The organism is Citrobacter sp. S55_ASV_140 (assembly GCF_018919505.1).
Taxonomy (GTDB): domain Bacteria; phylum Pseudomonadota; class Gammaproteobacteria; order Enterobacterales; family Enterobacteriaceae; genus Citrobacter; species Citrobacter werkmanii.
Window position 1 is genome coordinate 15,847 of the sequence record NZ_JAHLQZ010000046.1, and the last position, 12,397, is coordinate 28,243.

Annotated in this window: 10 protein-coding genes; 5 read left to right on the top strand and 5 right to left on the bottom strand. The window is 53.9% G+C overall.

Going from position 1 to position 12,397, the window contains the following annotated elements; translation table 11 throughout:
• Positions 1–160: 160 nt before the first annotated feature.
• The 4 genes from KQJ18_RS09815 (at position 161) to KQJ18_RS09830 (ending at position 4,864) form a co-directional block, all read left to right on the top strand.
• Positions 161–1,894, top strand: a complete 1,734-nt coding sequence (locus tag KQJ18_RS09815) for a phosphoethanolamine transferase CptA (RefSeq protein WP_216421893.1) — start codon at positions 161–163, stop codon at positions 1,892–1,894.
• 85 nt (positions 1,895–1,979) lie between these two features.
• Complete coding sequence (locus tag KQJ18_RS09820) at positions 1,980–2,840, top strand: AraC family transcriptional regulator (protein ID WP_085049750.1); 861 nt, start codon at positions 1,980–1,982, stop codon at positions 2,838–2,840.
• 245 nt (positions 2,841–3,085) lie between these two features.
• On the top strand, positions 3,086–3,748 hold the full coding sequence (fsa, locus tag KQJ18_RS09825) for a fructose-6-phosphate aldolase (RefSeq protein WP_038636057.1): 663 nt from the start codon (positions 3,086–3,088) through the stop codon (positions 3,746–3,748).
• A 12-nt stretch (positions 3,749–3,760) separates the two neighbouring features.
• Positions 3,761–4,864, top strand: coding sequence for a glycerol dehydrogenase (locus tag KQJ18_RS09830; protein WP_038636055.1), 1,104 nt, complete (start codon positions 3,761–3,763; stop codon positions 4,862–4,864).
• An 85-nt stretch (positions 4,865–4,949) separates the two neighbouring features.
• Here KQJ18_RS09830 and katG read toward each other — a convergent pair whose 3' ends face one another.
• The 3 genes from katG to KQJ18_RS09845 form a co-directional block, all read right to left on the bottom strand.
• Positions 4,950–7,130 carry a catalase/peroxidase HPI gene (gene katG / locus KQJ18_RS09835; protein WP_069324853.1) on the bottom strand — a complete coding sequence of 727 codons (2,181 nt, stop codon included), beginning with the start codon at positions 7,128–7,130 and terminating at the stop codon, positions 4,950–4,952.
• Between the two features lie 167 nt (positions 7,131–7,297).
• On the bottom strand, positions 7,298–8,185 hold the full coding sequence (gene metF, locus KQJ18_RS09840) for a methylenetetrahydrofolate reductase (protein ID WP_038636049.1): 888 nt from the start codon (positions 8,183–8,185) through the stop codon (positions 7,298–7,300).
• 157 nt (positions 8,186–8,342) lie between these two features.
• Positions 8,343–9,251: a LysR family transcriptional regulator gene (locus tag KQJ18_RS09845; protein ID WP_185656486.1), complete on the bottom strand. Its 909-nt coding sequence runs from the start codon at positions 9,249–9,251 to the stop codon at positions 8,343–8,345.
• Positions 9,252–9,340: 89 nt separating this feature from the next.
• On the opposite strand from KQJ18_RS09845, the gene KQJ18_RS09850 reads away from it, so the two are divergent.
• On the top strand, positions 9,341–9,718 hold the full coding sequence (locus KQJ18_RS09850) for a carboxymuconolactone decarboxylase family protein (RefSeq protein ID WP_185656487.1): 378 nt from the start codon (positions 9,341–9,343) through the stop codon (positions 9,716–9,718).
• Between the two features lie 108 nt (positions 9,719–9,826).
• Here the strand turns inward: KQJ18_RS09850 and metL are convergent, their stop codons facing one another.
• Both metL and KQJ18_RS09860 read right to left on the bottom strand, forming a co-directional pair.
• Positions 9,827–12,259, bottom strand: a complete 2,433-nt coding sequence (metL, locus tag KQJ18_RS09855) for a bifunctional aspartate kinase/homoserine dehydrogenase II (RefSeq protein ID WP_069324857.1) — start codon at positions 12,257–12,259, stop codon at positions 9,827–9,829.
• 2 nt (positions 12,260–12,261) lie between these two features.
• Positions 12,262–12,397 (bottom strand): PLP-dependent transferase (locus KQJ18_RS09860; RefSeq protein ID WP_216421894.1); only part of this gene is annotated, 136 nt, incomplete at its 5' end.

A 12,397-nucleotide genomic window follows, 5' to 3' on the forward strand; every position in this document is an offset into this window, starting at 1 on the left:
CGCTGTTATAACAGCTTCATTTTCAATATATTCCCGCCTGAATTTATTCATTTAATGAATGGATCATCAACAAAACGCGTTTTTTAACATCGCGACGCTTCAGTTCCTCTTAATATTTACCCGCTACTCTTGGCGACACGATTAAAGACAGGCTCACACTATGCAATCCTTACAACCCCAGTCTAAACCTGCATTTAGCTGGAAAGCCCTGGGTTGGGCGCTCCTCTATTTTTGGTTTTTTTCCTCATTACTGCAGGCCGTTATCTACTTTAGCGGCTACAGCGGATCTACCGGTTTACGCGACTCCTTGCTATTCAGTTCGCTGTGGTTGATTCCGGTATTTTTATTTCCAAACCGTATCCGTATTATTGCTGCCGTTATTGGTGTCATGCTATGGGCTGCCTCGTTGGCCGCTCTGAGCTATTACGTCATCTACGGGCAAGAGTTCTCGCAAAGCGTTCTGTACGTAATGTTCGAAACCAATGCGAACGAAGCCAGCGAATATCTGAGCCAATATTTCAGTCTGAAGATTGTGTTAATCGCGCTGGCGTATACGGCAATGGCGATTCTGCTGTGGACGCGTCTGCGCCCTGTTCATATTCCATCGCCCTGGCGCTATCTGGTGTCGTTTGCGCTGTTATATGGCTTGATTCTGCACCCAATGGCGGTTAACACGTTCATCAAACATAAACCGTTTGAAAAAACGTTGGATGGTCTCGCTTCGCGTATGGAGCCCGCCGCGCCATGGCAATTTATCTCCGGGTATTATCAGTATCGCCAGCAGTTGACCTCGCTCAATAGCCTGCTGAATGAAAACAATGCCCTGCCTCCGCTGGCCAACTTTAAAGACCATTCCGGTGACGCGCCACGCACATTAGTGCTGGTGATTGGTGAGTCAACGCAGCGTGGTCGTATGAGCCTGTATGGTTACCCGCGTGAAACCACACCGGAACTGGATGCGCTGCATAAAACCGATCCTAACTTCACCGTTTTCAATAATGTCGTGACCTCACGTCCGTATACCATTGAAATCCTGCAGCAGGCGCTGACCTTTGCCAACGAGAAGAACCCGGATCTGTATCTGACCCAGCCATCCCTGATGAACATGATGAAACAGGCGGGTTATAAAACCTTCTGGATCACCAATCAGCAGACAATGACTGCCCGCAACACCATGCTGACGGTATTCTCTAAGCAGACAGATAAGCAGTTCTATATGAACCAGCAGCGTACGCAAAGCGCACGCGAGTATGACAGCAATGTGCTGGCGCCATTTAAAGAAGTCCTGGCCGACCCGGCGCCGAAAAAATTCATTATTGTTCACCTGCTGGGTACCCATATTAAGTATAAATTCCGTTATCCGGATAGTCAGGGCAAGTTCGACAACAATATCGACAATGTTCCCCCTGGCCTGGGTAATGATGAGCTGGAAGCCTACAACGATTACGACAGCGCGAATGTCTACAATGACCACATCATTGCCAGCCTGATCAAAGACTACAAAGCGACCGATCCGAACGGTTTCCTGTTGTACTTCTCCGATCACGGTGAAGAGGTGTACGACACGCCGCCGCATAAAACGCAGGGCCGTAATGAAGACAATCCGACACGCCATATGTATACGGTGCCGTTCTTATTGTGGACCTCGGAAAAATGGCAGGCCGCGCACCCTCGGGATTTCTCACAGGATGTGAATCGTAAATACAGCAGCTCAGAGCTAATCCATACCTGGTCTGATTTAGCGGGCTTCACTTACGATGGCTTCGATCCAACGCGTGCCATTACCAGCCCACAGTTTAAAGAGACGACTCGCTGGATTGGCAATCCATACAAGAAGAATGCCCTGATTGATTACGATACCTTGCCTTACGGCGATCAAATCGGTAATCAATAATCCTACACAGGCCACTCTTTAAGAGTGGCCTTTTTTTATGATGGCGGTTACTGTTCTCCCTGTCTGCTGCCTGCAAGGGATTAACATGTATCACGACATCAGCCATCTTCTCGCCCGCCTGATTAACGGCCCTACACCGCTGCGCCAGATTTACTTTGCCAGCACCAGTAGCTCAACGCCGGAACTGGCATATCAGGTTGATTTTCCCCGGCTGGAGATTGTGCTGGAAGGGGATCTCACCGATCAGGGTATTACCGGCGCAGTCGCGACGTTACTACCTGGCGATGTCCTGTTCGTTCCGGCCGGCGGCTGGAACTTTCCGCAATGGCTCACACCGGTCACCACGCTCAGCATTCTGTTCAGCAAGCAGCAGTTGGGTTTCAACGTCGTTCAGTGGGACGGCAAGCAATATCAAAACCTCGCCAGGCAGCATGTCGCACGGCGTGGACCGCGTATTGGCTCTTTCCTGCTGCAAACGCTTAATGAAATACAGATGCAGCCGCAGGAGCAGCAAACGGCCAGGCTAATCGTCGCGAGCTTGCTGAGCCACTGTCGCGATCTGCTCGGCAGCCAAATACAGACCGCGTCGCGCAGTCAGGCGCTGTTCGAAGCCATTCGCGACTATATTGACGAACGCTACGCTTCACCGCTGACCCGAGAATCGGTGGCGCAAGCGTTCTACATCTCGCCCAATTACCTCTCCCACCTGTTTCAAAAAACGGGCGCAATCGGTTTTAACGAATACCTGAACCACACGCGACTTGAACACGCGAAGACGCTACTGAAGGGTTACGAGCTGAAGATCAAAGACGTGGCGCACACCTGTGGGTTTGTTGACAGCAACTACTTCTGCCGCCTGTTTCGCAAGAATACCGAACGTTCCCCCTCAGAATATCGTCGGCAATATCACAGCCAGTTGACGGAAAAAGCGATCCATCAGCAATAAAGAAGACAAAAATAATATTAACTGGATTTTTGTAATATAAAAAATGAGCTCATAACCCACATTACCTTAATAAACCCCACCTGCAACTGACATGTGAAGTAAGTCTCACTTTTGTCGATACATTACATTTATCCAGCTTTTGACAGATTTGTCAGATAGCGCGATGCGGCGAAACACTCTTATCCTGTGCACAACAACGCATTCCGGCAACGGGCTGCTCACGCAAAATTAAGAGGATGTTTTGTATGGAACTTTACCTTGATACCGCCAACGTCGCGGAAGTCGAACGTCTGGCCCGTATCTTCCCTATCGCGGGGGTCACCACTAACCCAAGCATTGTGGCGGCAAGCAAAGAATCCATCTGGGATGTGCTGCCGCGCCTGCAAAACGCCATTGGCGAAGAGGGCATTCTTTTTGCCCAAACCATGAGCCGCGACGCGCAGGGGATGGTGGAAGAAGCCAAACGTCTGAGCAATGCCGTACCGGGTATCGTAGTGAAAATCCCCGTTACTGCTGAAGGTCTGGCCGCCATCAGGTTACTGAAAAAAGAGGGTATCACCACCCTGGGAACCGCCGTGTACAGTGCTTCGCAAGGTCTACTGGCCGCGCTGGCTGGCGCAAAATATATCGCGCCATACGTTAACCGCATTGACGCTCAGGGCGGCGACGGGATCCGCACAGTACAGGAACTGCAAACGCTACTGGAACTACATGCGCCAAACAGCATGGTACTGGCGGCCAGCTTTAAAACCCCGCGTCAGGCGCTCGATTGCTTACTGGCAGGATGTGAAGCAATTACCCTGCCCTTAGACGTAGCGCAACAAATGCTCAATACCCCTGCGGTAGAGTCAGCAATAGAGAAGTTTGAGCAGGACTGGAACAACGCATTTGGTCACATCAACCTGTGAGGGAAATAAAGTATGGATCGCATTATTCAATCACCTGGTAAGTACATCCAGGGTGCCGATGTTATTACCCGTCTTGGCAGCTACCTCAAACCACTGGCAGCACGCTGGCTGGTTGTTGGGGACAAGTTTGTCTTAGGCTTCGCCCAGTCCGCACTGGAAAAAAGCTTCCAGGATGCCGGACTGGCACTGGAGATCGCGCCTTTTGGCGGCGAATGTTCGCAAAACGAAATCGACCGTTTGCGCGGCGTGGCGGAAAAAGCGCAGTGTGGCGCAGTACTCGGTATTGGCGGCGGGAAAACGCTGGATACCGCCAAAGCGCTGGCGCACTTTATGGGCGTACCTGTCGCCATTGCGCCAACCATCGCCTCTACCGATGCACCGTGCAGCGCGCTGTCCGTCATTTACACCGATGCGGGTGAATTCGATCGCTATCTGCTACTGCCGAACAACCCGGACAGGGTCATTGTTGATACTAAAATTGTTGCGGGAGCACCGGCACGTCTGTTAGCCGCAGGCATCGGCGATGCGTTGGCGACCTGGTTCGAAGCGCGTGCCTGTTCACGCAGCGGCGCAACCACCATGGCGGGCGGTCAGTGCACCCAGGCGGCGCTGGCACTGGCTGAGCTGTGCTTTAATACGTTGATAGAAGAAGGTGAAAAAGCGATGCTGGCAGCCGAGCAGCACGTGGTTACGCCTGCGCTGGAGCGCGTTATTGAAGCCAATACCTATCTTAGCGGCGTCGGTTTTGAAAGCGGTGGTCTGGCAGCGGCTCACGCCATTCATAACGGCCTGACGGCGATCCCGGATGCGCATCATTACTACCACGGCGAGAAAGTGGCGTTTGGTACGCTAACGCAGTTGGTGCTGGAAAACGCGCCGGTCGATGAAATCGAAACCGTGGCGGCACTCTGTCATTCCGTTGGGTTGCCGATTACCCTGGCGCAACTGGATATCAAACAGGATATCCCGGCGAAAATGCGCATTGTGGCAGAGGCTGCCTGTGCTGAAGGCGAAACCATCCACAACATGCCTGGCGGCGCAACGCCGGATCAGGTGTATGCCGCATTGCTGGTCGCTGACCAGTATGGGCAGCGTTATCTGCAAGAGTGGGAATAACCTGCCAATAAAAAATCCCCGCAATTGCGGGGATTTTTTATTCATACCATGCCGGATACGCGCAAGCGCCATCCGGGGTTTTTGTTTACAGCAGATCGAAACGATCCAGGTTCATCACTTTCACCCATGCCGCCACAAAGTCCTTCACGAACTTCTCGTGCGCATCGCTGCAGGCATAAACTTCAGCCACTGCACGCAGTACAGAGTTAGAACCAAACACCAGATCGGCGCGAGTTGCGGTGTATTTTACTTCGCCGCTCAGACGGTCACGGCCTTCAAACAGCTCTTGTGACTCATCAACCGCTTTCCATTCGTAACGCATATCCAGCAAATTGACGAAGAAGTCAGTGCTGAGTACGCCAGGACGATCGGTAAAGACGCCGTGCTGACTACCATCGAAGTTGGTGCCCAGTACGCGCATACCACCCACCAGCACGGTCATTTCCGGTGCGGTTAGCGTCAGCTGCTGCGCTTTATCAATCAACAAAGACTCAGTGGTTGATACGTCAGGGCGAGAACGATAGTTACGGAAGCCGTCCGCAATTGGCTTGAGCAGTTCAAACATCTCAATATCCGTTTGATCCTGACGCGCATCCACGCGGCCCGGCGCAAAAGGAACATTGATGCTGACACCCGCAGCGCTTGCGGCCTGCTCCACGCCTACGACGCCAGCCAGCACGATAATATCGGCCAACGACGCGGTATGGGCTGATTTATAGATACCCTCTAACACGGGCAGTACGCGTGCTGCGGTAGCATTCACATCCCAACCACGCTGTGGGTCGAGCGCCAGACGAGCGCCATTCGCGCCGCCACGTTTATCCCCACCGCGGAAGGTCGATGCAGAAGCCCATGCCACCGAAACCAGCTCGCCTACTGACAGCCCGGAAGCCGCAATGGTCGCCTTCAGGTTAAGGATATCTTCTTCGCTTGGGTTGAAGAACGCATGCGGCAGCGGATCTTGCCAAATCAGATCTTCTTTTGGCACTTCCGGTCCGATGTAACGCGCTTTCGGCCCCATATCGCGGTGCGTCAGTTTAAACCACGCACGGGCAAAGGCTTCGTTGAACGCCTGCGGATCGTTAAGGAAACGACGAGAGATCTTTTCGAACTCAGGATCGAAACGCAGCGTCAGGTCGGTGACCAGCATCGTCGGCTTGCGTTTTTTCTCAGGATCAAACGGATCGGGGATAATCTCTGGCGCATCCACCGCTTCGAACTGGATAGCACCTGCCGGGCTGCGAGTCTGCACCCACTCATATTTGAACAGGTTCTCGAAGAAATAGTTGCTCCACTGGGTCGGCGTTTGCGTCCAGACCACTTCCAGGCCGGAAGTAATCGCGTCTGCACCCGCGCCGCTACCGTAGCTGCTGGCCCAGCCTAAGCCTTGCGCTTCGATCGGCGCAGATTCAGGATCGGCCCCAACGTGGGAGGCAGGTGCTGCGCCATGAGTTTTACCTAACGTATGACCGCCGCCAATCAGCGCCACGGTTTCTTCGTCGTTCATTCCCATGTTACCGAAGGTCGCGCGAATCGCCGCGGCCGCAGAAAGCGGTTCGCCGCTGTGATCCGGCCCTTCCGGGTTAACATAGATAAGACCCATCTCGGTTGCGCCCAGCGGGGTTTTCGCCAGCGCTTCCGGGTGACGGTGAGTCAGCCAGGCTTTCTCATCACCCCAGTTTACGTCGAGATCCGGTTCCCAGACGTCTTCACGACCCGCGCCAAAACCGAAGGTACGGAAGCCTGAGTTTTCCAGCGCCACGTTACCGGCGAGAATAAACAGGTCGGCCCAGGAGATTTTCTGACCATATTTCTGCTTGATTGGCCACAGCAGACGACGCGCTTTATCCAGGCTGACGTTGTCCGGCCAGGAATTCAGTGGTGCAAAACGCTGCTGCCCGCGACCCGCGCCACCGCGTCCATCGATGGAACGATAGGTCCCTGCGCCGTGCCATGCCATACGGATAAACAAACCGGCATAAGAGCCCCAGTCAGCAGGCCACCACGGTTGAGATTCGGACAGAAGGGCTCTGAGATCCCCTTTCAGGGCAGAGTAGTCAAGTTTGCTAAATTCTTTGCGGTAGTCGAAGTCCTCACCCAGCGGGTTCGAACGATTGGAATGTTGGTTCAAAAGATCAACGCGGAGTTGATTAGGCCACCAGTCGCGGTTATTTCTTCCTGCTCCCGCGCTGTGATCCGGCCCGCCCTGATGGAAAGGACACTTACCGGCAGTTGATGCGTTCTGGCTATCGTCGGACATGCTCATCTATATGCTCCCTTTACAGTGTTATGACTACGATATACACCACCAGAGATTAGATATAGTCGAAATAACCCACAGATTCGATAGCCAGATCCTTTTATATTTTTAGTTACAGAGATGTAGATCAAAATGATCAATAAAAAACCCTCCGCAGAGGGCTGACATACTGATTATGCCGGTCTTACTCCCAGCGTGTGACAAATTGCGTAGCTCATTTCGGCGCGATTGAGAGTATAGAAATGGAAATCTTTCACCCCTTCGCGACTGAGAATTTTCACCATATCCATGGCGATGTTTGCGCCCACCAGCTTGCGGGTTTCCGCATCATCATCCAGGCCAGCAAACATGGTCGACATCCACGCCGGAATGCGAACGTTGGTCATGTCGGCAAATTTTTTCGCCTGTTTAAAGTTAGATACCGGCAGGATGCCCGGAATAATTTCCACATCGATACCCGCAGACACGCAGCGATCGCGAAAACGCAGGTAGCTTTCTACATCGAAGAAAAATTGGGTGATCGCGCGGTTCGCACCGGCATCAACCTTACGCTTCAGGTTCAGCAGATCGGCCTGAGCGCTCTTCGCTTCCGGGTGCACTTCCGGGTAAGCCGCAACGGAAATATCAAAGTCCGCAACGTCTTTCAGCAGAGTCACCAGGTCAGAGGCATACATATCCGGTTTACCGCTCCCCGGCGGCAGGTCACCGCGCAGGGCAACAATATGACGAATACCGTTATTCCAGTAGTCCTGAGCAATAGTGCGCAGCTCATCGCGGGTCGCATCAATACAGGTCAGGTGCGGTGCCGCTTCAAGCCCGGTGCGATCCTTAATCCCTTTAATAATGCTATGCGTGCGGTCGCGCTCACCAGAGTTTGCACCGTAAGTGACTGAAACAAACTTCGGCTTCAGGCTGCTCAGGCGATCGATAGAGTTCCACAGGGTTTGCTCCATTTCACTGGTGCGCGGCGGGAAAAATTCGAAAGAAACGTTAATCTGCCCCTGTACTTCGGCCAGACTCTGATTCAGCGCTTCCCGCTGGTTGGCGTGAAAAAAGCTCATACCTTACCTCATCAATCTTTTGTCGTTATATGTTGTGTTGTGAACTGCTATACGTTTAGACGTCTAGATGTAAAAATGACGGAAAAGCACGCTGGCGTCAACACAAAAATCATCGTTAAAGGTGAGGAATACTCAGTCAACGTGAAAATAATTCACATCAACCTGAAAGGCCGAGGGATTGGTTCACAACCGTCTGCAACCACTGCAACGTTGCTTCGCTCTCAGGCAGCATTACCAGTCCCACGTGGATACGCAATTCGGAATCGGTAAGCGGCAGAAATATCACGCCCTGACGCTGGATAGCGGAAAAGGAGGCTGGGAGTAAACTCAGACCGTCGCCATGCGCGATCCGCGCCAGCAGCACGTCATGTTCCAGCGGCTCTTCAATACAGGCTGGAGAGTAACCGGCGCGGCGAAAAATATGTCGGGTGTAATCAAAAAAGGCAGGATTCCGTTCGCGTTTAAACCAGAACAGTGGTCGGTGGTTCAGCGTCATTAATGAGAGTGACGGCAGGCTCGCCTCTGGCCAGATCGCGGGTAATGCGGCAATCATCGGCTCTTGCCAGCCGAGTGGCATGACGGTAAGCCCGGGAGTCTCAAGCGGTAACGCCACCAGCGCTGCATCCAGTTTTCCCCGACGAACCTGACGCACCAGCTCAGGCGAACCATGACGAACAATATGTAGCCTCTCCGTACGCTCGTGTAGCTGCGATTCAAGCGGAGCAAAAACACCTTGTTCAAACGCCGTACTTAGCCCCAGGCGCAGAGAGTGCTCCCCAGCTTGCGCTAACTGGCTCAACGTCGCGCAGGTTTCTTCGTACATCGTCAGCACTGGGCGCACTATTTCAAGTACGCGCAGACCGTCTTCCGTCAGCGTCAGCCCACGGGTATGACGGACAAAAAGCGTCATCCCCAGACGTTCTTCAAGCTGGCGAATGTGGCGACTCAGCGGCGGCTGCGACATAAATAAACGTTGCGCCGCCCGGCTCATATTGTTCTCTTCCGCTACTACGGAAAAGTAACGCAGCAGACGAATATCCAGAGAGTGCAAAGGCGATGTTGTCATACCAAAAAGGTATCACGGAAACGGTATTATCCCAATCATTCTGCACGCTCTATCCTCAGGCTATATACCAGACAAATGAGGAAGAGATTATGCATTCAGAACGCTTTATTACCGGTCAGAAGATGCTGCAAAAAGTGGATGGTAAAGGGGGCGATGCGGTCATCGAAAGTCTGCAAGATATTGCGCCAGACTTCGCCCGCTACCTGCTTGAATTTCCTTTTGGCGACATCTATTCAAGACCGGGATTGGATTTACGCAGTAGAGAGATTGCTACCGTCGCGGCGTTAACGGCGCTGGGTAATGCCGCCCCGCAGTTGAAAGTGCATATTGGCGCGGCATTACACGTTGGCTTAACACAGGATGAGATCGTCGAAGTGATTATGCAGATGGCCGTATACGCTGGCTTTCCGGCCGCGTTGAATGGTCTGTTCGCCGCGAAAGAGATGTTTGCCTCCCACAGAGGCTAAAACAACAGGCCAGCGGTGAGATTTGCCCGGTGGCGCTGCCGCTTCGCGGGCCTATGGTTCGTGTCATAGCCAGGCCGGATAAGCGTAAGCGCCATCCGGCAACGCAAACTACAGCAACTGCGCCAGGCGGTTGATATCCGACTGAATGGCTCCGGCGGTCACATCGCGGCCTGCGCCAGGTCCGCGGATCACCAGCGGGTTATCGCGATACCAGCGGCTTTCAATGGCGAACACATTATCGCACGGCAACAATGCCGCCAGCGGGTGCTCAGAACGTACCGCTTCAACACCCACACGTGCTTTACCGTTAGCGTCAAAACGCGCCACATAGCGCAGCACCAGCCCCATTTCACGCGCCGCTTCCAGACGCTGCACCATCTGCTCGTTCAGTTCATCGCCATTTTCAAAGAAATGGTCAATAGAGCCTTCTTCACAATGCGCAGGCACCAGCGACTCCACGCGAACCTGATCCGGCTCGATGTCGTAACCCGCTTCACGCGCCAGAATCACCAGCTTGCGCATCACATCCTTGCCGGAAAGATCCACCCGCGGGTCTGGTTCGGTCAGCCCCTGCTGCCACGCCTGATCCACCAGGTCGGTGAACGGCACCGTGCCATCAAATTGCAGGAACAGCCACGACAACGTGCCAGAGAAGATCCCGCTGATCGACAGAATGGTATCTCCGCTATCAATCAGATCGCGCACGGTATGGTTGATCGGCAAACCTGCGCCCACGGTGGCGTTATACAGCCAGTGACGACCGGTTTTTTCAAACGCATCATGGATTTGGCGATACTTATTACTGCTGCTCGCACCCGCCAGTTTGTTAGCGCTGATAACATGGAAACCGTGACTGGCGAAATCCAGATATTGATCCGCCAACTGCTCGCTGGCGGTTACGTCCAGCACCACTAAATCATCATACGGGTGGGCGCGCATCCACAGGAACAATGACTCTTCATCCTGCTCCACTGCCTCATCATCAAAGAAGGCCAACGCGCGACTGGCATCCAGCCCTTCATAATTCAGCAGACTACGGCGGCTATCGACCACGCCCGCCAGCACGAACTCTAATCCGGTACGCGCCGAGAGCGTACTTTGCTCACGGGCGAATAGCTCCAGCCAACGTGATCCAATATTCCCCTTCCCGAACAACACCAGGCCGATTCGTTTTTCCGCGCGGAAAATTGACTGATGCAGACCCTGAATCAGGCTCTCCGTCGGTCCGGTACGCAGTACGGCAACCAGGCTGATGCCCTCCTCCGACTGCCAGGTGAATTCGACCGGCTGACCTTTCAGTTGCTGCCAGAAGCGGTGGCAGTGCAGCGGGTTACGGGTGACGCCCGCCCCGACCATCGCCACCAGCGCCAACCCCTGGCGCAGACGCAGCTCGCCCGGCAATCCGGCCTCATCAAGAATTCTCAACGCGCCGTCAGCGACTTCGGAGGTATAGCAAAATTGCAGCAGTTGGCGATCGGGATGCACACCGACCGCCAGCGGACGCACCTGGGTGCGTTTTAAAATCTGATCGACCTCTTTATGGGCCAGCTTAAAGTCCTGACCGGTGGGAACCTGAAACTCAATCAGGCAGACGTCGTCATGACTGGTCACGATACGCGCCCCGGTCCCGGAAGCCAGCACGCGTTCAATACGCGTTGAGCCTTGCTCAGGCGTATAGCTACAACGCAGTTGGAGATCAATATCACTGCCGGAAACCGGCTGTAAGGTACGGGCATGGAGAACCGGAGCCGCCAGACGCGCCAGTTCGCTGGCTTCATCCAGACGCAGCAGCGGTAGCAGGCAGGCATCTTTTACTTTACGTGGATCCGCGCTGTAAACCCCGGCGACATCACTCCAGATGGTTACGCGGGAAACCCCGGCCAGCGCGCCAACCTGCGTTGCCGAGTAGTCAGAACCATTACGCCCCAGCAGTACCGTTTCACCGGCGTTGTTACGGCTAATAAAGCCGGTAACGACCAGGCGTTTACCCGGATGTTGCGCCAGAAGTTGCTGCAACAATGGGTAGGAGAGACCTTCATCCACCTGCGGCTGAGCGCTACGCTCCGCACGTAAAAAATCGCGTGCATCCAGCCAGGCCGATTCCAGACCTTGTTGGTTAAGGACAGCGGACATCAAACGCGCCGACCATACCTCACCGTGTCCGACGACTTCAGCATAAACGGCATCGTTCACGCCGCTGTCGAGTAATCCGGCCAGACGCTCCAGGTCGTGAATAAACGCACCGATCAGGCCGTCGGCCACTTCTGGTGGTAACAAACCGCTAATCAGCTCGCTCTGATAGCGACGTAACGCCTGCTGAACCTGATGCGCAGAAAGACGATCGGTCTGGCTTAACTTCAGCCAGCTAATCAACTGGTTAGTGGTACTGCCTGCGGCTGAAACAACCATCATGTCATCAGGCTGCGAGTATTCCGCCATAATGCCTGCGACACGCAGATAACATTTCACATCAGCCAGACTACTACCACCAAATTTGTGCAGTTGACGACCCTTCGCCCCTGCCTGCGCAATCACACTCATGTTTACCCCTTGTTTGCAGCCCGGAAGCCATTTTCCAGGTCGGCAATTAAATCTTCGCCATCTTCAATACCGGTGGAGATACGCAGCAGCGTTTCCGAAATCCCTGCCGCCGCGCGCGCTTCTGGCGCCATTCCCGCG

Coding starts and splice junctions, on each gene's coding strand:
- metF (WP_038636049.1), bottom strand. CDS start 8,185: ATGAGCTTTTTTCACGCCAACCAGCGGGAAGCGCTGAATCAGAGTCTG.
- metL (WP_069324857.1), bottom strand. CDS start 12,259: ATGAGTGTGATTGCGCAGGCAGGGGCGAAGGGTCGTCAACTGCACAAA.
- KQJ18_RS09845 (WP_185656486.1), bottom strand. CDS start 9,251: ATGACAACATCGCCTTTGCACTCTCTGGATATTCGTCTGCTGCGTTAC.
- KQJ18_RS09830 (WP_038636055.1), top strand. CDS start 3,761: ATGGATCGCATTATTCAATCACCTGGTAAGTACATCCAGGGTGCCGAT.
- KQJ18_RS09850 (WP_185656487.1), top strand. CDS start 9,341: ATGCATTCAGAACGCTTTATTACCGGTCAGAAGATGCTGCAAAAAGTG.
- KQJ18_RS09820 (WP_085049750.1), top strand. CDS start 1,980: ATGTATCACGACATCAGCCATCTTCTCGCCCGCCTGATTAACGGCCCT.
- KQJ18_RS09815 (WP_216421893.1), top strand. CDS start 161: ATGCAATCCTTACAACCCCAGTCTAAACCTGCATTTAGCTGGAAAGCC.
- fsa (WP_038636057.1), top strand. CDS start 3,086: ATGGAACTTTACCTTGATACCGCCAACGTCGCGGAAGTCGAACGTCTG.
- katG (WP_069324853.1), bottom strand. CDS start 7,130: ATGAGCATGTCCGACGATAGCCAGAACGCATCAACTGCCGGTAAGTGT.